We start from the raw sequence: 20,948 nt of genomic DNA, 5'->3' as shown, positions 1-20,948 counted from the left end.
CTGGCGCTGGCCCGCCACGATCACGTCCATACGGTTGGACAGCGAGCGAGCGAGGCCGTCGGCATAGCCGATCGGGACGGTGGCGACCTGGATGTTGGGCGTGGGAACGCGATAGGTCAGGCCGTAGCTGACCCCCTCGCCGACGGCAGGGAAGATCGCCCTGGTGACGCGGGCGCGCACGCTCATGGCCGGCACGAGGTCAATGCGCCTGACCGTCGTGTCCGCGGGATGCAGGCCGTACAGGCCGATGCCCACGCGGCACATGTCAAAGTCAAGCTCGGGATGAAGCACCGTGGCGGGCGTGTTGTCGCAGTGCACCAGGCCGTGCTCCAGCCCCGCCTCCTCCAGGGCGCCGACGGTCTGCAAGAAGCGTCTCGCCTGCTGCTTGAAGTCCCAGTCGCCGATCACGTCCGCCGTGGCAAAGTGCGTGAAGGTGCCCGCGCACGCAAGACCGCGATGGAAGTCGATCATGCGCCTGAGCTCCACCGCCTCCGAGGGGAGCACGCCGATGCGCGTCATGCCCGTGTCGATGGCAAGATGGTACTTGCCCACCGTGCCCAGGGCGGCCGCCCGCTCGCCATAGGCGAGCGCGAACTCGCTCGTGTACACCGTCGGCATGACGTCATGCTCGATGAGGGTGTCAAGCGCGGTCGCAGGGGGCTCCCCCAGCACGAGGATGGGCCAGGTTATGCCCGCCTCGCGCAGCGCCACGCCCTCGGCCACGGTAGCCACGGCAAACTGGTCGGCACCCGCGTCATGCATGGCGCGCGCGCAGGCGGCCGCGCCATGGCCGTACGCGTCCGCCTTGACGGCGCACATCATCTTGGTGCCCCGCGCGAGAAGCGCCCTGAAGGCCCGCACGTTGGCGCGGACGGCGTCAAGGTCCACCTCGACCCAGGCCCAGCGGTCGTCGGGGCAGTTGCGCAGCGCGTCGTCCTGGGCCAGCCCCGTACGACCGATGCGAGACGCGCCGCCCCTCGGGCGCCTCTCGTCCCTGACGCCCCATCCCTCGTCCATTCGGGCCATCGTCTACTCCTTTGGATCGCCTTCGGGGAAGGCGATGTCCTCTTCCAGGGCGTCCTGCGCAAGCCCCAGACTGTCGATGATGTCGAGCGCCATGACGCCCCTCGACCCGCGCCGCTCGACGGCGAGCTGTCCGGCATAGCCGTGAATCTCGCAGGCGAGCGCACTGAGCACGGGCAGATCGGCGTTTTCCACCTCGCCCCGCGAGAGCAGCGCCGCCAGCACGCCCCCCAGCACGTCGCCCGACCCGGCGGTGGCGAGGGAGGCGGGGCCGGGCTTGGGCAGCACGGCCACCTCCGTGCTCACGCACGCGGTCGCGGACCCCTTGGCCACCACGCAGATCTCGCTGCCCCCGTCGGACCACACGATGCGCCGCGCCGCCTCCATGGCCGCCGTGAGGGAGGCCGGCGGCGTGTCCTGAAGGCCCACGAGCCTGCCGAGCTCGCCGCGGTGCGGCGTCAGGACGAGCGGCCTCTGCCTTCGGATCAGCTCGGGGAAGTCGTCAAGGGCGTTTGAGGTGAGGCGCGAGATGCAGTTGAGGCCATCGGCGTCCACCACCAGCGGCACCTCGGTCGTGAGCAGCCGTGACACGACGGCGACCGTGCCGGCGTTGACGCGCATGCCCGGCCCAACCAGCGTGCAGGAGCGCTTGCGGGCCAGCTCCGCCACCTTGTCGGCGGCCTCGGAGGAGAAGGTGCCGCTGTCCGAGGCGGGAAGCGCGAGGACGGGTATCTCGAGCAGCTGAGACTGGACGATGGGTGCGATGGGCGCCGGCACGGCCAGCGTCACGTAGCCGGCGCCCGCGCGCGCTGCAGCCAGGGCGGCCATCACCGGGGCTCCCACGAAGCGCTGCGACCCCCCCACCACCAGCACCGACCCGCGGGTGAACTTGTCGTCCGCATACGAGAGCGGCGCGAGCATGCCGGCGTAGTCCTCGAGGTCGGCCCGCCAGGCCACGGGGTCGGCCTCGACGACGAGGCGTTCCGTCTGCTCGGCGAGCGGCGCGACCACGATGGTCCCGCAGACGTCGCGCCCGCGGTCGGCGAGCAGGCCCGGCTTGAGCACGAGCATGGTGATCGTCAGGTCCGCCGCGACGCAGGCCCCCTGGGCGAGCCCCGTCTGCGCCGAGAGGCCGCTGGGCACGTCGATGGCGACGACGCGCGCGCCGGACTCGTTGACGCAGTCGATCCAGATGTCAAAGGGCGCCCGGGGCAGACCGTGAAACCCCGTCCCCAGCATGGCGTCGACGATGACGTCGCTGCCCGACAGGAGCTCCTCGAGCTGGTCGCGCGGAGGCGCCACCATCACGGGCACGCCCGAGCGCTCCGCGCTGCTGGCGACGACGCGCGCGAGGTCGCCTCGGATGTCGTCGGGGGCCAGGGGGCTCACGCAGGTCACGTTGACGCCCTTGCCGCGCAGATGCTCGGCGCACACCCACCCGTCGCCACCGTTGTTGCCCAGGCCGCAGAGGACCGCCACGTTCTCCACCTTGGGAAGCCCCAGCACCTCGCGAGCCGCGGATATGCCGGCACGGTGCATAAGCTCGGAAATGCTCACGCCCACGTCGGTGAGGGCCTCCTCCACCCGCCTGACGTCCTCGACGTTTAGGACTGGCTGCATGCTGTCACGCTCCCTGGTCGCTCATGGTCGTCCGCCGGAGTCGTCGCCCCCCGCGCGAGAGCGCCCTCGGCCGCCGCCTGCCCCGCAGGGTCATCATCCGCGCTGGCGAGAGGGCCCTCGCCCGCACGGCGCACGGAATCCGGCGTCCCCTCTAATGTATCCGTTATGCCGTCCTGGAGGCGGTCAAGTTCGTCAATCACCGAGCGGGCGCGCTTGAACGACCGCGCCAGCTCCTCCCTGGGGGTGGGCCTCTCGTCCTGGCGGGGCCTGACGTCCTGCGTCACGGCGAGCGCGTTTGCCACGGCGAGCTCGCGCGTGAACGAGAGCGAGAGCTCCACCTCCTGCACCCCCCTCTCGCGGGCGATCTGGGCGGCGCGCCCGTTGAGCACGCACGAGGGGCGGCCGGACTCGCCGCGCGCGACCGAGACGTCGGCCAGGCCCACGCCCTCGGAGAAGCCGACGCCCAGCGCCTTGAGAACGGCCTCGCGGGCGGCGAAGCGGGCGGCGTAGTGATGGGCGGGCCGGGCGCTGCCGTCGCAGTAGGCGCGCTCCTCGGCGGTGAACACGCGGTCGAGGAAGCTGGGGCGTCTCTCCATGACCCGCGCCATGCGCGCGATCTCCACCATGTCAACGCCAATGCCGGCAAACGCCATCTGACACGTTCCCCTCTTCCGCGCGCCCGCGCGCGCCACGACCCTACAGGCTGGACCTACTCCACCGTGACGGACTTTGCCAGGTTGCGCGGCTTGTCAACGTCGAGCCCCTTGGCCTTTGCCACGTAGCGGGCGAGCATCTGAAGGTGCACCACGGCGACGATGGGCACCAGGTACTCGTCCATGGGCGGCACCCAGAGCACCTGGTCGCAGAGCTTGGCGAGCTTCTCGTCACCGTCAGTCGCCACGGCGACGACGCGGGCGCCGCGGGCGATGGACTCCATGACGTTGCTCACGGTCTTGTCATGCACGTGGTCGGCGGGCACCACGGCCAGCACGGGAAACCCGGGCTCGATGAGGGCGATGGGACCATGCTTCATCTCGCCGGCGGGATAGGCCTCGGCGTGGACGTAGGCGATCTCCTTCATCTTGAGAGCGCCCTCGTAGGCGGTCGTGGAGTTGGTGCCGCGGCCCAGGTACAGCGCCGCAGGGGCGTCGCGGAAGATGGGCACGGCCTGCTTGTCCTGCCAGCTGCGGCTGAGCACCTCGCGCATGAGGTCGGGCACCAGCTCAAGCTCGTGATAGACCTTCTCGACCTCCGCCTGGCTCATGCTGCCGTTGGCCAGCGCCAGGCGCAGGCCGACGAGGGCGGAGGCGACCATCTGGGCGGTGTAGGCCTTCGTGGAGGCGACGGCCACCTCGGGGCCGGCCTGCACGTAGAGGGTGCCGTCGCTCTCGCGGGCGGCGGAGCTTCCCAGGACGTTGGTGATGGCAAAGACCTTGCAGCCCATGCCCCTGAGGCGGCGGGCGGCCGAGAGCGTGTCGGCCGTCTCGCCGGACTGGGTGATGATGAGGCAGAGCGTGTGGTCGGTCACGAGCACGTCGGCGTAGTTGAACTCGGAGGCGTACTCCACCGAGACGAAGACCCGGGCCCAGTGCTCGATGAGCGTCTTGGCAATGATGCCCACATGGTAGGAGGTGCCGCAGCCGACGATGTAGATGCGGTCGATCTGCGCGAGCTCCTCGTCCGTCATGTCAAGCTCGTCCATCTCGATGCCGTGGGCACCCAGGCGGTCCTTGAGCAGACGCTCGATGGCCTCGGGCTGCTCGGCGATCTCCTTGCCCATGAAGTCGGGGTATCCGCCCAGCGTGGCGGCGGAGGCGTCCCAGTCGATGTCGAGCGTCGCAGGCGAGCGCACGGGGTTGCCGGCGGCGTCCGTTATGGCGACGCCGCCGTCCGGGGAGAGAACCGCCACGTCGCCGTCGTCAAGCTGCATGACGCGGCTCGTGATGGCCGAGAGGGGCATGACGTCGGAGGCGGCGTAGGCGCCGTCGTCGGTGGAGGCGACGACCAGCGGGCTGCCCTTACGGGTCACGACGACCGTGCCGGGGTCGTCGGAGCAGACGGCCGCGATGGCCCAGGAGCCCTCAAGACGCGCGACGGCGTTGCGCACGGCGCCGGCAAGGTCGCCCTTGGCCGGACCGTTCCAGGCGTCCTCGATGAGGTGCACGATGACCTCGGAGTCCGTCTCGCTCTTGAACTCGTGGCCAGCGGCGAGCAGGTCGCGGCGCAGGTCCTCGAAGTTCTCGATGATGCCGTTGTGGACGATGGCGATCCTGCCCGTGCAGTCCACGTGGGGATGGGCGTTCTTGTCGGCCGGGGCGCCGTGCGTGGCCCAGCGGGTGTGGCCGATGCCGCACGTTCCCACGAGGTTGGCGTTGTCACAGCGCTCCCGCAGGGTGGCGACCCTGCCCTGGCATTTCACCACATGCAGGTTGCCCGACGGCGAGACCACCGCGACGCCGGCGGAGTCATAGCCGCGATACTCCAGCGTTGCCAAGCCCTGGATCAGGTAGTGGCTTGCCTGGCTCGTTCCCGTGAACCCAACGATTCCGCACATGCGCGGCTCCTTTCGACCGTCTGTGCCGCCCGCATGCCCGCGCGGGGGCCGTCGTCACACCACGTTTCCCAAATGCTATTCCTGCGTCGCAAACGGCTGGAGCGCGCGCAGGACGATCGCGTTGGCCTCGGCGCACAGGTCGTCCGTCGGCGCCTCCGCCAGCACGCGGACCAAAGGCTCCGTGCCGCTCGCGCGCACGAGGACGCGCCCGTTGCCCGCCAGAAAGCCCTCCGCGCGCTCGACGGCCGCCTTGACCTCCGCGGCCTCCATGGCGGCGACCTTGTCGGCAACTCGGACGTTCACGAGCTGCTGTGGATAGAGCTTGACCGGCGCCACGAGCTGGCTGAGGGTCTCGCGCTCCGCCCGGATGACCTCCATGATGCGAAGGCTGGTCATGATGCCGTCGCCCGTGCGCTCGATGTCGCCAAAGATGACGTGGCCGGACTGCTCGCCGCCCAGCGAGTAGCCGTTCTCGCGCATGCAGGCATAGACGTTCTTGTCGCCCACGTCGGTGGTGGTATACGAGAGGCTCGCCTGGTCAAAGGCCTTGAGGAGGCCGTAGTTGCTCATGATTGTGGGGACGACCATGCCTGCCGCCAGACGACCGTGCTTGTGCAGGTATTTGCCGCAGACGTACAGGATGAGGTCGCCATCGACGACGCGGCCCCTCTCGTCCACCGCCAGGCAGCGGTCGGCATCGCCGTCATAGGCAAAGCCCACGTCAAGACCCTGCTCGAGGACGTGGCGCTGCAGGCGCTCGATGTGGGTGGACCCGCAGTCCACGTTGATGTTGAAGCCGTTGGGCGCGTTGTTGATGACGCGGACGTCGGCGCCCAGCGCGTCAAACACGGGCTTGGCGACAGACGACGCCGCGCCGTTGGCGCAGTCGAGCCCCACCTTGACGCCCTGGAGGGAGAAGTTGGCGCTTGCGATGAGGTGCGCGATGTAACGGTTGCGCCCCTGCATGTAATCCACCGTGCAGCCGATGGCGTCCGCTGTGGCGAGAGGCACCTCCACCTTGCCGTCTATGTAGTCCTCGATCTGCGCGAGGACGGACTCGTCCATCTTGTATCCCTCGCCGCCGACCAGCTTGATGCCGTTATCCGTGTAGGGGTTGTGGCTGGCCGTGATCATGATGCCGCAGTCAAACTGGCCGTCCACCGTTTCGTAGGAGACGCCGGGCGTGGGGATGACGTGCAGCATGTAGGCGTCGGCGCCCGAGGCGACGAGGCCCGCGACCAGGGCCGACTCAAACATGTAGCTGGAACGGCGGGTGTCTTTGCCGATGACGACACGAGCCTTCTTGTTCAGGCGGGCGCCATAGTACCAGCCCACGAAGCGACCGATCTTATAGGCATGGTCAACGTTGAGGCCCTCGTTCGCCCTGCCGCGAAACCCGTCTGTGCCAAAGTACCTCATGGATGCGTCCTCCCGTGTCACCTGCTGCGAATGAACTGCGATGGATACGGACGCGCTTCATTCTAGCAGCAGACTCCCATGGGCCGGCGGCGCACGACAGCGCTCCATGCCGGGCGCGGGTATCTTCACAATTGGGCGGGCGCGGATGGATTTACGTCCGTGGTCGGGGCGCGGCGGTTGGCCAGAGCGCGGCGGTTGGCCGGTCCGTGATGTCTGGCCGGTCCGCGGGGCTTAACCGGTCCGCGACGTCTGGCCGGGCCGCGGGGCTTAGCCAAAGCACGACATTTGTGTCAGAATCCCGGCCCAAAGCCCGCGATTTTGACACAAGCGTCGTGTTCTGGCTACGGGCCGGCCCGGCGCGCGGCCGGATGCTCGGCCCCCCGCCTACAGTGCGCGTCGCGGAGGCTGCCTTTTGCGTTTGCCCAGGATTCGATCATTCAGACCCGTCAAAACGTACGCTTTGAACGGCACCCCCCGAGCATCGCGCAAAATAGGACCCGCCGAGGCGGGTCCCGAACGTGCAAATGGGCTGAAGGCGCGTAAAGGCGCGGTTCGCGCCGGAGGCCTTAGCGCTTGGAGAACTGCGGACGCTTGCGAGCCTTCTTCAGGCCGTACTTCTTGCGCTCGACTGCGCGGGCATCGCGGGTGAGGAGGCCTGCCTTCTTAAGGTCGGCACGATACTCGCCGGCCTCGAGAAGGGCGCGGGCAATGCCCAGGCGCAAGGCGCCGGACTGGCCGTTGATGCCGCCGCCGTCGCAGTTTGCGAGGACGTCAAACTGGCCAACGGTGTCAGTGACCTTAAAAGGAACGAGCGCGTTGTCAACGAGCTGCTGACGGCCAAAGTACTGGGCAGCGTCGCGACCGTTAATGGTAACCTTGCCGGTGCCGGGAACCAGGCGGACGCGCGCCCTGGACTCCTTGCGGCGACCGGTGCCGGTGTAAACAGCGGTGTTGTCAGCCATCGAGTTACGCCTCCAGATCGATCTTGACGGGGTTCTGCGCGGCATGCGGATGCTCGGGCCCAGCATAGACCTTGAGCTTCATGCCCTGCTGACGGCCAAGCGTGGTCTTGGGCAGCATGCCCTTGATGGCGTGCTCGATGACGCGCTCGGGGTGCTTGGCCATGGCCTCCTTGAAGGACTCGGTCTTGAGGCCGCCCAGCCAGCCGGAATAGCGCCAGTAGCTCTTGTGCTCCGCCTTCGTGCCGGTCAGCTTGACCTTGTCGGCATTGATGACGACCACGAAGTCACCGGTGTCCGCGTTGGGGGTGTACTGGGGCTTGTTCTTGCCACGAAGAATCGTAGCGACCTTGGTCGCAAGACGACCGAGCGTGGCGCCATCGGCGTCGACGAGCACCCAGTGGCGCTCGACCTCGCCCTTCTTGGCGTACTGAGTCGATTTGTTCACGTGACTCCTCCTACGAACCTGACGATCGGCGACCTCTGGACAGGCCGTCGCATGCTTTTCTGTGAGGTTACGGGGCTCAGTGGAAAAGCCCTAGAAGTATACAGCACTCAGCTGACGTTGGGAGAAACGCACCAAAAAAGCCTCGTTTTCAAAAGGTCTGCACGAGAGGCGCGCGAGGAGGCCTGCGCGCGGGAGGTCATCACGCAAGATGCGCGGGGCAGACCGACGGCCACGAGTAACCACCTGGACGCCCTCACCAGGCCGGCAATTGCACAAGCCGTCAAGGCTCCCCTTTGTCGAGACGCCCTCAAGAGACCCGACGACCTCTCCATGCCTCAACCTCTACGCCTCCGCCATGATCCTCTCGCCCATGAGAAGCCCCATGACGCTCGCCATCATGAGGCCGCGCGTCCAGCCGCTGGAGTCGCCCAGGCAGTGCAGGTCCTTGACGTTGGTGTCAAAGCGCTCGTCCATTCCCACGCGGTTGCTATAAAACTTGAGCTCCGGGGCGTAGAGAAGGGTCTCGTCGGCGGCAAAGCCGGGCACCACCTGATCGACCGCCTTCATGAACGCCACGATCTCGACCATGGCCCTGTGGGGCATGGCGGCCGTGATGTCGCCGGCCTCAGCGTCCGTCAGGGTCGGAACCACGTTTGAGCGGCCCAGCTCCTTGGGCCAGGTGCGCTTGCCGTCCATGATGTCGCCAAAGCGCTGCACCAGGATATGCCCCGCGCCCAGCATGTTACAGAGGCGCCCCACGTGCTGCGCATACGAGATGGGCTGGTCAAAAGGCTCGCGGAAGTTGAACGAGACGAGCACCGCCAGGTTGGTGTTGGGACTCTTGCGCTCCTTGTAGCTGTGGCCGTTGACCACCGCAAGGCTGCCGTCGTAGTTCTCCTGGCTCACGAAGCCCCCGGGATTCTGGCAGAAGGTGCGAACCTTGTTGCGGAAGGGCCCGGGATAGCCCACGAGCTTACTCTCGTAGAGGACGTCGTTGACCTCCTGCATGATCTCGTTGCGCACCTCCACGCGCACGCCCAGGTCAACGGGACCGGACGAGTGGTCGATGCCGTGCCTCTCGCACATGTCGTCAAACCAGCTGGCGCCGCGACGTCCCGTGGCGACGATGGTCCTGCCGGCGGCGACGCGTTGCTCCTGCCCGTCAGGCCCCTTGAGGACGGCGCCCACGCAACGACCGTCCTCCACGCACACCTCCGTGCACTCCGTCTGAAAGAGCATGCGCACGCCGGCGTCAAGCAGCGCCCGCTCAATGCGCAGGTAGATCTCTTGGGCCTTCTCCGTGCCCAGATGGCGGATGGGGCAGTCAACGAGCTTGAGCCCCGCCTTGATGGCACGACGGCGAATCTGCGCCACCTCGGCGCGATGCCCCAGGCCCTCAACATGGGGGTCCGCCCCAAAATCCAGGTACATCTGGTCAACACGATCGATGGTGGCCTGAGCGCAAGAAGGCCCGATGAGCTGCGGCAGGTCACCGCCCACCTCGTGGCTCAGCGAGAGCTTGCCGTCCGAGAAGGCCCCGGCGCCCGAAAAGCCCGTCGTGATGCGGCAGGGCGAGCACCCGACGCAGCGCCCGACCTTCTTCTTGGGGCAGCTGCGCCGCTCGACCGGAAGCCCCTTCTCCGCCATGACGATGGAGCCGGAAAAGCCGCCGCGCACCAGGCCGAGGGCGCAAAAGATGCCCGCCGGCCCCGCCCCTATGATCAAGACGTCCGCCAAGGTGGGCATCGTCTCCGAAGCTGTCGCCATTGTCTCTCCCTTGCTCAGTTTCTCCCTGCTCTGGCGTCGCCGCATCCAGCGCTCGCCATAAGACATTGCTGAGTGCTGAGATGAGCATAGACCAAAAACGGCTGCTTGCGACGCACGCCTGGCCAGACGCTGTCTCGGCTTGCCACGGGACCCTGGCCCGAGGCTTTACCTCGGGACCCTGACTTGGGGCTCTGGCTCGGGACTCTGGCTCGGGACCCTGGCTCCCGAACAGTGACCATGCCCGCGCCCCTCCCGCTCATCTTGTCGTTTGACTCACTTTTTGCCCAAAAGAGGCCGAATTCTGAGTCAAAAAGCAAGATTAGCGCTGCGAGGCGCCTTATCGTGCGGCGCTTCGGTGCAAGGCGCTTCGGCGCGAGGTGCCTTATCACGCGGCGCTTCGGTGCAAGGCGCTTCAGCACGAGGCGTCTTATCGTGCGGCGCTTCGGCGCGAGGCACCTTATCACGCGACGCTTCGGCGCGAGGTATTTCGGCGCGAGGCACCCCATCGCGAGATGCCCCACGCTTCGGTCCGACACGACATTCAAGCAAAAACGAGGCGCCCGTCTCAGCGAGCGCCTCGTGTTCGTGCCTTGACGTGAGTTGGCGAGAGGAGCCCTAGCCAGCCACCTACTCGGCAGCCTCCTCGGCGGAAGCCGGCGCGACATCCGCGGAAGCCTGCGCGGCCTCGACGGTCTCGGCGGCAGCCTGCGCCTGAGCCTCGGCCTCCTTGGCCTGCTTGGCAGCCTCGGCCTCGGCCTTCTTCGCAAACTCGGCGGCGCGCTTGGCCTTCTCGGCAGCCTTGGCCTCCTTGGCGGCCTTCTTGGCAGCTGCCTCCTCGGCGGCCTTCGCGGCCTTTGCGGCCTTGGCCTCCTCGGCCTTCTTGAGCTGGGCGGCGGCTGCACCGCCAAACTTGCTGGAGAAGCGCTGGACGCGTCCGCCGGTGTCGACGAGCTTCTGCTGGCCAGTATAGAACGGGTGGCACTTGTCGCAGAGGTCAACGGTCATCTCGCTCTTGGTGGCGCGGGTGACCCAGGTGTTGCCGCAGGTGCAGCGAACGGTGCACTCCATGTACTTGGGATGGATTCCTTGCTTCATGTTCTGGCACTCCTTTGGTTGGCCTGGTTTCCGACCAGGCAAGGGGGTGTCTCGACAGCATGCGAGACAGTGAGCCTATGCAGTGTAGCAGATTGTCCGCACTTCTTCCCCATCGCCTGCGCGATCTTGCATACTATGGAGAGACCATGCAGGCACCCGGCGCACATGGCGCGCCCTCCCAGACTTGGAGACCTTCCGTGCTTCTGACCGTCGACATTGGCAACACTCAGACCACCCTCGGACTCTTTGACGAGACGGGCTTCTGTCGTCGCCAGTGGCGCATGGCGTCCGACAAGACGGACACGGCGGACGAGCTGCATGAACGGCTCTTTGGCTACTTCCTGATGCTTGGCCTGCGCCTGGGTGACGTCACCCGCGTGGCGCTGGCGAGCGTCGTGCCCATCCTGACCCGCGAGTGGCAGTACATGCTGGGTCACATCCTCAAGCAGGAGGACGTCCTGGTCGTTGACGCCACGCGCGACTGCGGCATCGCCATCGACATGCCCGACCGCCGCCAGGTGGGCGCCGACCGCATCGCCAACGCCGTCGCCGCGCGCGACAGCTACGGGGCGCCGGTCATCGTGGTGGACTTTGGCACGGCCACCAACATAGACGTGGTGGATCGCAAGGGCGCGTTCAGGGGCGGTGCCATCATGCCGGGCCTGCTGCTATCGGCAAGCGCGCTCTTTTCCCAGGCGGCGCGGCTCTCGAGCGTCAACATGGTGGCGCCGGCGCACGCCCTGGGCGACAGCACCGAGACGGCCGTGCAGTCGGGCCTCGTGATTGGCGCCGCCGCCCAGGCCGAGGGCCTGGTCAGGCGCATCATCGACGAGCTGGGGGCGGAGGATCCTCAGCTTGGCAAGGTGACCGTCGTGGGCACGGGCGGACTCGCTCACGAGATTTCCGGCGTCACGGACATGTTTGACGCCATCGACTGCGACCTCACCGTGCGGGGCATCTATCGCATCTGGGCGCACCGCAACCAGAAGCGTCGGGCCTCGCAGCGCGACCGCTAGGTGACGAAAAGCGTCGCGTCTCAGATAATGGCGGGCGTCGCTCCGCAGGTGCCAGAGTGCGGCGATCGCGGACGGCGCATTGGCGGGCGGCCCTAACGAGCCCTGCGAAGGCGCGCCTGCTCAGGCGCGATCTGCAGTTCCGAGCCGTCGGCGCACCTGACGGTGGCCCGACCCCAAACGTCCAGGCCGGCAAGCGAGCCCCGGTCAAACGGCCTTCCGTTGGGATAGAGCACGTCAACGTCTGCCCCCATGAGCGTCATGCGGTCAAAGAGCTCGGACAGAAACGAGGCGAGGGGCCCCGCCGCGCAGCGCCCCTCGCTGACGGCGCGCTCCCAGGCGTCCACGCGACGCCGCACGGCGGCATCCAGGGCACCGACGTCCATGCCCGGCGCCTCGCCTTGCACCCGCAGCGTCACATACATGCCCTCCTCGTCCGCGCCGCCGGAGACGGTCATCGTCAGGAGCTCGCCGTCGCCACGGTCGATGTCGTGGGGCCAAAAGACGCCCGCCCGCTCAAGGCCGGCGTCGCGCAGATAGTCGACGACGCCGAGGGCAACGCACCAGGGAACGCCATGCACGTAATGCAGGGGAAGCTTGGGATGCAACGTCAAAGACCAGCACGGCTCCGCTGCGTCTGCAGTTGGGGACGTTGGGGACGCTGGGGACGTCGGAGGCGGCGTTGGGGACGGTGCCGGCGCCGCTGGGTTCGACGGCCGCGCCGCCGGCGTGGACGGCGGCATCATGCCTCCTGCCAGTCGAGCTCCCCCAGCTCGGAAAGGACGTGCCCCACCCGCTCCTCCGGCGCGAAGACGGGCACGCCGGCATGCATGAGAAAGCGCACGGGATCGTGCATGAGGTCCTCCATGGGCACCAGGACGTAGTCCCTCTCGCCCAGGTGCGGGTGGGGAAGCGTGAGCTTGGGCCCGGCATGCCGCTCGCCCTCGACGAATGCGAGGTCGCAGTCGATGGTGCGCGGGCCATGCCCCGCCTGACGCGGATCGCGGACGCGCTGGAGCTCCTCCTCGACACCCATCAGGGCATCAAGGAGCACGAGGGGATGAAGCTCGGTGCGAATCTCGGCCACGGCGTTGGCCACGGGTGTGTCGATGCCATAGGCGGGCTCGGTCTCGTACGCACGGCTCACCAGGACGACGCGGGTGAGCGGAATCTTGTTGATGAGCTTCACCGCGCGCGTGAGGTTGTCAACACGGTCGCCCACGTTTGACCCCAGGGACACGAAGCCCTGGCGCGCGTCGGGCTTGGCAACCGACCAGTAGCCGTTGACGGCCTGGGTCGTGGAGGCGACGTCGTGAACGCGCACGATGCGCGAACCCGCCTCGATGGCCGAGAGGACCATGCCAATGGTGGCGGCATCACGCCGGGCGGCATCCGCCACACCCGACACGGCCCCCACGAAGCGCTTGCGCGAGACGGCCGTGACCACGGGATAGCCCATGGAGACAAGCTTGTGCGTGGCTCGCTGCACGACAACGTCCTCGTCGGCCGTCTTGTCAAACCCGGGCCCGGGATCGATGCAGATGCGGTCGTGGCTCACGTCCGCTCGCATGAGCGTGCGGGCCTGATCGCCCAGAAAGCCCATGATCTCGCGCATGATGGGCGCTTCCTCGGGCAGCGTGAAGCGACGGGTGCTCGTGGGAACCACGCGCGGCTGGGCCGGCCGGCGCGAGAGCAGGCGCGGTGAGTCGAGCGTGACGGAGCGGCGCGTGCTCACGCCGCTGAGCCTGTTCCAGTGCATGACGATGCAGCCGCAGCGCGACTCGGCGGCAACCTCCACCATTGCGGGGTCCGTGAAGCCCGAGACGTCATTGACGATGGAGGCGCCCAGGCGCACGGCGATCTTTGCGACGGCGGCGTGACGGGTGTCAATGGAGACGATCGCCGAAGGCGCCGCGGCGAGGATGCCCCTGACCACGGGGACGATACGGTTGCCCTCCTCCTCGGGGTCCACGGGCGTGTGACCCGGGCGGGTGGACTCGCCTCCCACGTCGATGATGTCGGCGCCCTCGTCGAGCATCTGAAGCGCCCGGTCTATGGCAGCCCGCGCGTCAGCGTTCTGTCCGCCGTCCGAGAAGGAGTCGGGCGTGACGTTGAGGACGCCCATGACGCGGGGACGCGTCAGTGACAGCTCGTGCCGACCGCAGCGCCAGGTAGCGTAGTCCTCTCGAAGCATGGGTGCCAAACCTCCCGGAAAACGGCTGCGCACGCCCCGCATGCCCATGGAGCTGAGGCGGGTCGGAACGCGCATGGTTCCTGTAGATTGTACCTGCTTGGGTGTGGCCCGCAAGCCGGCGGGCACACGCCACACGACCATCCTACGGCGTGCGGACGCCCTCCCGTGACGATGGAACCGCGAGAGGCGCCCCCAAGGGGCGGACGTCGCCCCTCTCGGCCTCTCTACCACGCAAAGGCCTGGGCTATGTCGCAGTCGCAGACGAGGTCGGCGCGGGCGTCCTGAGGCGTCGTTCCCTTGTTGCAGATGACGAGGTCATTGCCCCTGAACTCGTTGACGAGGCCCGCCGCCGGATACACCACGAGCGACGTCCCGCCAATGATGAGCATGTCGCAGCTCGCGATGGCGCGCACGGCGGCATAGATGGCGCCCTCGTCGAGCGCCTCCTCATACAGCACGACATCGGGCTTCACCACGCCCCCACAGCGGTCGCAGTGGGGAACGCCCTCGGTTGCGAGCACCCACTCCTGCGAGTACAGCGCCCCGCAGCGCTGGCAGCGATTGCGGTGCGTCGAGCCGTGCAGCTCGATGACGTTTTTGGAGCCGGCGGCCTGGTGGAGGCCGTCGATGTTCTGCGTGATGACGGCCGTGAGCTTGCCCTCGGCCTCCAGCTGCGCAAGCTTGAGGTGCGCCTGGTTGGGCCGAGCCTCGGGCGCGCACATCATCGTGCGGTAAAAGTCAAAGAACTCCTTGGTGTGCGCCACGTAAAAATGGTGGCTCAAAAGCTCCTCGGGCGCATAGTCGCTGGAGAAGTGCTGGTGATAGAGGCCGCTGGGGCTACGGAAGTCAGGGATGCCGCTGGCCGTCGAGACGCCCGCCCCACCAAAGAACACGACGGAGCCGGCGACGTCTATCCTGCGGCGTAGCTCCTGGGCCGCCTCCGCCGCGTCGGTGATGGTCCTGCCCATAGGTCCGCCCCTCTCCCGTGGTCTGCTCGTGAGTCGCACGAGCCGCGGCGTCGCATTACGGTGGCACCATGGCACCACCGCGCCGTTGCGCCATGGCACCGTGACGGCGTTGCGTTGGCTCCCATCGTAGCGCTTGTGGAGCATTGTCGCGCATGAGCCTTGCCGGGTCGGCGGCCTGATGCAATTGGGTACAAGGCGAACATATTCCCGTCCAGAGGAGGCTCGCCATGGAAAGGACAACGCCACCGCCTACGCCCAACGTCCCTGGCTGCGCCCTCATCTTTGAGGGAGGCGGGCGTCGCGGAGCCTACACGGCAGGCTTTGTCCGCGTCCTTCTTGAGCACGAGATACGCTTTTCCCTCGTATGCGGTGTTGCCGCGGGGGCGAGTCATGCCGTCAACTACGTTTCGCGCGATCTGAGGCGCACGCGCTCCACCTTTGTTGACGCCAGGTCCGCAGGCCTACCGCTGGGCGCTCTGCCCTCCCTGCTGCACGGGTCGGGCCCCTTTGCCGCCAGCCCCTTTGTTGCCAGTCCCTTGGCCGTCAGTCCCTTTGCCGCCGATTCGCCCTTTGAGGGCTGCATGGAGGACGACGGCCTTCCCTTTGATTGGGACGCCTTTACGAACAACCCTGCCGACGTGCGCATTCAGGCCTTTGAGCGCGACACGGGAAGGACTCTCGCCTTTGGCAAGAAAGACATGCCCAACGCCCAGGCGCTGCTCGACCTCATACGTGCCGGCTCCACCCGCCCTGGCACCATGAGGTCTCCTGCCGCAGGAGACGCCGCCCTGCTCGACGGTGGGCTGGGCAAGGGCGCGGGCATCTCGCTCCATCTAGCGGAGGAGAAGGGTTTTGAGCGCTTTTTCCTTGTGACGACGCGCCCCAAGGGCTATCGCGAGCAGCCGCCCACCGCGCGCGAGCGCAAGGCATACGAACTCGTCTCGCGCGACTACCCGTATCTGAGAAACGCGCTGCTCACGCGCTGGGAACGCTACAACGAGGAGCTGGACCGCGCGGAGCGCCTCGCCGAGGAGGGACGCTGCCTCATGGCGTATCCCGACGTCATGCCCGTGGAGAGCGAGACGCTCGACCCCGCGCTCCTGCGCGACGCCTATGACCAGGGGCGTCATCAGGCCCTGCGCGACCTGCCGCGCTGGCGCCGCTTTTTGTTTGGGTCCGAGGACGGGGGCCCGCAACCCGACCCCGAGCTCATGCGTCAGCGCGTTCGGGACGCGGACGGCGACGACGGCTACATTACCATCAGCACGGGTAACGAAAAGACGGAGGACTGAGGGGATTCCCGACGCCCCTAGCACCGCAGGGCAACAAAGAACCTCGCTCCGCACGAGAAAGGCGGACGTCCTTCCGGGCGTCCGCCTTGTGTTTTGCCTACATTCCTCACTGCCTGAGGGTTATGCGTCCCCTCTCGATCCGCCCTCCCTGCGGCGTCGCCGATATCCTGCCACGGCAAGCGCGCAACCGGCAATCCCCAGGACAGGTGTCGTAAGTCCCCCGAATGGATCGCTGTCTCCCGTCTGGGAAAGCAGCTCGGGCTCGGCACCGTTGGGCTCGGGGGGAGTGGGCGCAGGCGGCTTGGAGACAAGGCTGTTTGTGATGGTGTCGTCGCCCTCGCCACTTGCCCCGCTGTAGCTCGGTGTGCACGAAAGCGTGCCGTCTCCGTTGTCCTTGGTCTTGACGGTGAGTGTGATGACCTCGTCGGAGTATCGGATGCCCTCGTCGGAGCCCGCTGCCTCGCGAATCCTATAGGTGTACATGTCCTCTTTCTGGAAAGTGACGGAACCGAAGTCAACGGCAGCACTATCGCCACCCTGACCTTGGGCACTCGGAGAGGGCTCGTTGCTCGCCACCGTCGTCGCGGGGAGCGGGGCGCCGTCAATGCCCTCAATTGTGAAGGTGAAGCGTCCGCCCTCGATGGGGTGGGTCGCGCCCGTTGCCTCGACAAGCTCCTTGTGAATCACGATGTCCTGGCTGCCGCTGGCGGCGTAGCTGTTGGTGAAGCTCGCCGTCGAGGCGACGTTTGCGGAAATTGTTCCCGTTGCCCCCTCGGACGCGGTCTGGGTCCAGCCCGAACTTGGGCGCTCGACCACCGAGTAGCTCGTCCCCGCAGGAAGCGAATCTATCGTGGCGGACTCACCGCCCTTGACCGTGAGGGTCCTCACCTCGGGCTCTGCAGAGTTCTTGGGGTTGGTTAGCGTCACGTCAAAGGTGAACTCCTGGTCGGGCTTGCCCGCAGACACGGTCTTCGAGACGGTCAGGCTACCGGGCTTGGTGGCGTTGGCAAAGGTGGGGCCGGACGCCTTGCCACCAGAGTAGGCGACAGCGGCAGAGAGGTTGCCCTGCCCGTCATCGGTGACCGTCACAGTGACGTCCTCCACATGCGTGTCGTACGTGAAGGACTCGTCGGTCCCCGCCACCTCGGCGAGCTGGTAGGAATAGGTGCCCGCCTTATCAAAGACGATGGAGCCAAAGTCTATTCCGCCGCCCGCCGCATTGGCCAGGGTCTTGACCTCGCCCTGGGCATCTGTCGGCATGGGCGCCGCATCCTTGCCCGTGAGCGTGAACGAGAAGGCGCCCTCGTCCACCGGGAGCCCGTCCAGCGTCTTGTGGGCAACGATGTTTGCCGAAACCTTGCCCTGCTCGTACTTGTTCGTGAACGTTGCCGTGGACGTCTTGAGGGGCTCGATGGAGCCGGAGGCATTGGAGGAGGAGACGAGGACCCAGCCCGAGGGAGTCTCCTCGTACACCTGGTAGGCAGTGCCGGAGGGAAGGGCGTCGATCTTGGCGGTCTCGCCACCCTTGAGGGTGACAGTGAAGCCGTTGTCCTCCATGGTCACGGTGTTATCTGCCTTTGTCCACTGGGCGTAGAGGGTCGTGTCCTGGCGGATGGCTATCTGAGCCTGGTCAGCGTAGGCATCACCCGTCCCGTCGGGCTTGGTGTTCCAGCCGGCAAAGGTGTAGCCAAAACGTGTGAAGGAGTTTGCTGGGATGGGGGTTTTCTCTCCTTTTGCGAGGGTCTGGTCTTGCATGGCCCCTGTCCCACCGTTGGCATCGAACTTCAGCGGATATGTCACTATCGCCCAAACCCAAGTCCCAGCAAGCTCCGGGCTGTACGTATCTCTGAGGTCCGCTGCGGAAAGCACGATGCCCTTTCCCTCAAGCATCCATTTGCCATCGTAGGGATCGGCAGTGTGATACGCGGGAATGTCTGGCATCCCCCTCTTGCTGCTTCGGAACTGGGGTCCGAGGGTTATCTTTCGGAGAGATTTGCACCCGGCGAAGAAGTCATCGCCTTGCCAGGCGTTGTGGAGGTCCCACCCAGAGAGGTCAATTTCGGTCAAAGATTCGCATCCTTCAAAAATTTGGTACGGATACAGGACCGTGCGAGTATCCCAGTCGCTGATGCCCACGATCGTCTTCAGCTTTTTGCAGCCATAGAACATGCTCTGAATGTCCTTTGACCTTGAAGGATCGAGTCCCGAAACGTCGGCATACGTGCAGTTTACGAAGTTATAAAACAGATGGTTCGACTCGACCGGAAGCACGACCCTGCCTTTTGTCATTATCTCCTTGACATCAGCGTTGTGGTCGTCCCAAACCTCAAAGGAATAGGCAGGAATCTTCCCCAAATACCCCGTGTCGCTGGCACTTCCGCTCTCCGGCTCAAGCCAAAGCGTGCCGTCACCATCGATGCCCCATCGGGCTGTTCCCCACGTCTTCCAGACAGTCACGCCAGAGTCATCAGTGGTGTTTGCAAGGGCCGGTGTGGGCACGAACAGCGATGCGACGCTTCCCACAAGTCCACCCCAGGCATCGGACAGAGTCTGGAGTAGGGACTTCGCGGGAGCGGGCGCCATGTCCGCACTCTTGGAGCTCTGATCTGGCTTATCAGAGCTCGATCCTGCCTGTGAGTTACGCGTACCAAAGGTCTCGACGCCATTCGTAACTTGATAGCTCTTTACCGTGTCACTCGTTACGCTCGGCCCCGTAAGGGTCACCTTGAAGGTAAAGCTGCGGTCCTTCTGGCCCTGGGTTTCCTCGTCGTCGGTGAGAATCTTTGAGATGTCAAGCTCGCCAGACTTACTCTGGTTGGTGATCACGGGCAGCTGGTCGGTCGCGCTTGCCTTAGAAGCATCCCAACCAGGCACAACGTTGCCGTCGGCATCAAAGAGACCGTCGGTAGAAATGTTTTTTGTAGCAAAGGAGAGTGTGCCGTCCCCGTTGTCAAAGACCGAGACGCTCCACGCCCTCCGCTCGGCAGAGTATGCCACCGACTCGTCGGTCCCCGCCATCTCGTCAGCCCAGTAGGTATAGGTCTTCCCGATGTCCTTCTGGGAGTAGGTGATGTCGCCCCAGTTCACGGTTCCGTCAACTGCGTTCGTTGCAGAAGTCACCTCTGGCAGGGGTGCTGTGTCCACGCCATGGAGCTCAAAGCTAAACGCCCCCCGCTCGAGCCTGCCGTCCTTGAGGACCTTGTAGGCCGTGAGATGCGTGGACCCTGTCGCTGTGTATGAATTGCCAAACGAGACGTCCTGGGGGTCGAGCCGTGATCCGTTGCCGTCAAGGTAGCGGACCTCGACCTCCATTGTGCCGTCACCCATGTCGTGCGGCGTGACCTCCACCTTGTACTCTCTCGAGTCATAGGTGTACCCGGGCATCCCTGCGTCTTCCTCGCGCATCGTGTACGAGAAGGTCTTGCCATCATCGGCAGCTGAATACCGCAAGGACCCAAAGGTGACGGCTCCAGATGCGTCGTTGGACCCAACGGACACGACCTCTCCGTCCCCGTCGAGGAGCAGGAAGCGGAACTGGTGGTTTATCAACGTTCGACCGTCAAGCACCTTCCTTGCCCCGATGCTTGCCCTCCCGAGCGTGGAATACTCGTTGGAAAATGCAGCGTCCGACTGGCGGTTCGCGGAAATGTAGCCCTGCAGCATAGAGGAGCTCGCATGGTAACCCGAGGTTTGTCTCTCGGTGACCGAGTACGTTGCGTAAGCAGGGATGTCCTTGAGCGTTATCGCTTCGCCATCTGCAAGGTCAACCACCCCCACCCCATCAGTGATGCTGCCGGTAGAACCGTCGGATCGCTGCCAGGTGGTCGTCCCCCTGAGCGGTGAGCCATCCTGATTCCAAAGCTGCACGTCAAAGGTAAAACGCTGACCTTTTGTCTCCTCAGTACCGCCCGTGACTGCCTTCGAGATTACCAGATCTCCGAAGGGATGATACGTGTTGGTGACCGTGAAGCCTGTCGAAACGTCCCCCGAGATGCTGGGGGAATAGTTCTGGTCTCCCCGCTGCTCTTGCAGGGAGTACTCATAGGGCACCCCTCCATCGTGGTACTTGGGCATATTGTCGAAGGAGAACGACCAGCTCCCGTCTTCTCCCTCATATACGGTCTTGGCGGGCAGGTATGTCCCATCGTCCAGCCGTGTCTTACCGTCGGCCAACAGGCACATATCCACATAGGAGTGATAGGCGTTTTCGGGATCGTTGTTCCACACCTTGTGGCCATGAATTGAAACGGTCTCTGGTTCGTGGACATTCGTGAGATACACCTGTGTCTTGTCAGAGGTCCACGAAATGGTCCCGTGGTACTTGGAAAGGTCCCCCACGGAGGAAACGCTTCGTTCCTTAAGTGTGTAGTCGATTCTTTTGCCGTCCGAATCGAGGTAGGGGATGTTCTCAAACGACCCAGCCCAGCCATTGGCCTCGTCGAGCGTGAGTGATCTGTCCGTTGTCTCGCCATTAGCCAGCAGGTCGACTGCCAGCGAGTCGGGTCGGTATCCGTCGCTGTTACCATTGTCCACCCACAGCTTCGTCGCCTGGATGGAATAGGCGGAAAGTCCGACCTTGGTGTAGTCCTTGCGAAT

General features: G+C 65.7%; 15 protein-coding genes. 2 read left to right on the top strand and 13 right to left on the bottom strand.

The genetic code is table 11. The annotated features are described in order from the left end of the window. The 9 genes from alr to rpmE all read right to left on the bottom strand — a co-directional run. The coding region (alr, locus tag HMPREF2826_RS03155) for an alanine racemase (protein ID WP_246824674.1) at window positions 1–1,026 on the bottom strand (1,026 nt) is incomplete at its 3' end. A gap of 3 nt (window positions 1,027–1,029) precedes the next feature. After that, window positions 1,030–2,643, bottom strand: coding sequence for a bifunctional ADP-dependent NAD(P)H-hydrate dehydratase/NAD(P)H-hydrate epimerase (locus HMPREF2826_RS03150; protein WP_070639126.1), 1,614 nt, complete (start codon window positions 2,641–2,643; stop codon window positions 1,030–1,032). Next, window positions 2,628–3,296: a holo-ACP synthase gene (acpS, locus tag HMPREF2826_RS03145; RefSeq protein ID WP_070639124.1), complete on the bottom strand. Its 669-nt coding sequence runs from the start codon at window positions 3,294–3,296 to the stop codon at window positions 2,628–2,630. Before acpS ends, HMPREF2826_RS03150 begins: the two co-directional genes overlap by 16 nt. 56 nt (window positions 3,297–3,352) lie before the next feature. After that, window positions 3,353–5,197, bottom strand: coding sequence for a glutamine--fructose-6-phosphate transaminase (isomerizing) (gene glmS / locus HMPREF2826_RS03140; RefSeq protein WP_070639122.1), 1,845 nt, complete (start codon window positions 5,195–5,197; stop codon window positions 3,353–3,355). 75 nt (window positions 5,198–5,272) lie between these two features. Continuing rightward, the gene (gene glmM, locus HMPREF2826_RS03135) at window positions 5,273–6,616 is read right to left on the bottom strand and encodes a phosphoglucosamine mutase (protein WP_058270882.1); all 1,344 of its coding nucleotides are present in this window, start codon (window positions 6,614–6,616) and stop codon (window positions 5,273–5,275) included. A gap of 566 nt (window positions 6,617–7,182) precedes the next feature. Continuing rightward, window positions 7,183–7,578: a 30S ribosomal protein S9 gene (gene rpsI / locus HMPREF2826_RS03130; RefSeq protein WP_070639121.1), complete on the bottom strand. Its 396-nt coding sequence runs from the start codon at window positions 7,576–7,578 to the stop codon at window positions 7,183–7,185. A 4-nt stretch (window positions 7,579–7,582) separates the two neighbouring features. Beyond that, window positions 7,583–8,023 (bottom strand): 50S ribosomal protein L13, encoded by a 441-nt coding sequence (gene rplM, locus HMPREF2826_RS03125; protein WP_070639120.1) that lies wholly within the window; start codon window positions 8,021–8,023, stop codon window positions 7,583–7,585. Between the two features lie 342 nt (window positions 8,024–8,365). Then, the gene (locus HMPREF2826_RS03120) at window positions 8,366–9,790 is read right to left on the bottom strand and encodes an NAD(P)/FAD-dependent oxidoreductase (protein ID WP_210388958.1); all 1,425 of its coding nucleotides are present in this window, start codon (window positions 9,788–9,790) and stop codon (window positions 8,366–8,368) included. A 627-nt stretch (window positions 9,791–10,417) separates the two neighbouring features. Next, entirely contained in the window at window positions 10,418–10,885 is a 468-nt protein-coding gene (gene rpmE, locus HMPREF2826_RS03115) for a 50S ribosomal protein L31 (protein WP_070639119.1), read from the bottom strand. A gap of 197 nt (window positions 10,886–11,082) precedes the next feature. Here rpmE and HMPREF2826_RS03110 point away from each other — a divergent pair, with 197 nt between their 5' ends. Beyond that, on the top strand, window positions 11,083–11,901 hold the full coding sequence (locus HMPREF2826_RS03110) for a type III pantothenate kinase (RefSeq protein WP_070639118.1): 819 nt from the start codon (window positions 11,083–11,085) through the stop codon (window positions 11,899–11,901). 92 nt (window positions 11,902–11,993) lie between these two features. Here HMPREF2826_RS03110 and HMPREF2826_RS03105 read toward each other — a convergent pair whose 3' ends face one another. From HMPREF2826_RS03105 to HMPREF2826_RS03095, 3 genes are all read right to left on the bottom strand, one after another. Beyond that, window positions 11,994–12,512, bottom strand: a complete 519-nt coding sequence (locus HMPREF2826_RS03105; RefSeq protein WP_070639117.1) for a hypothetical protein — start codon at window positions 12,510–12,512, stop codon at window positions 11,994–11,996. Window positions 12,513–12,640: 128 nt separating this feature from the next. Further along, window positions 12,641–14,092, bottom strand: coding sequence for a dihydropteroate synthase (gene folP / locus HMPREF2826_RS03100; RefSeq protein ID WP_070639160.1), 1,452 nt, complete (start codon window positions 14,090–14,092; stop codon window positions 12,641–12,643). A 224-nt stretch (window positions 14,093–14,316) separates the two neighbouring features. Continuing rightward, window positions 14,317–15,060, bottom strand: coding sequence for an NAD-dependent protein deacylase (locus tag HMPREF2826_RS03095; protein WP_070639115.1), 744 nt, complete (start codon window positions 15,058–15,060; stop codon window positions 14,317–14,319). 227 nt (window positions 15,061–15,287) lie between these two features. On the opposite strand from HMPREF2826_RS03095, the gene HMPREF2826_RS03090 reads away from it, so the two are divergent. Further along, window positions 15,288–16,352 carry a patatin-like phospholipase family protein gene (locus HMPREF2826_RS03090; protein ID WP_070639113.1) on the top strand — a complete coding sequence of 355 codons (1,065 nt, stop codon included), beginning with the start codon at window positions 15,288–15,290 and terminating at the stop codon, window positions 16,350–16,352. 120 nt (window positions 16,353–16,472) lie between these two features. On the opposite strand, the gene HMPREF2826_RS03085 is transcribed toward HMPREF2826_RS03090, so the two are convergent. Then, entirely contained in the window at window positions 16,473–20,906 is a 4,434-nt protein-coding gene (locus HMPREF2826_RS03085) for a Spy0128 family protein (RefSeq protein WP_256388668.1), read from the bottom strand. Window positions 20,907–20,948: the final 42 nt, after the last annotated feature.

It is taken from the genome of Olsenella sp. HMSC062G07 (assembly GCF_001811895.1).
Classification (GTDB): Bacteria; Actinomycetota; Coriobacteriia; order Coriobacteriales; family Atopobiaceae; genus Olsenella_F; species Olsenella_F massiliensis.
Note: the sequence above shows the minus strand (reverse complement) of the source record. Positions and strands in the feature narration are given on the sequence as shown.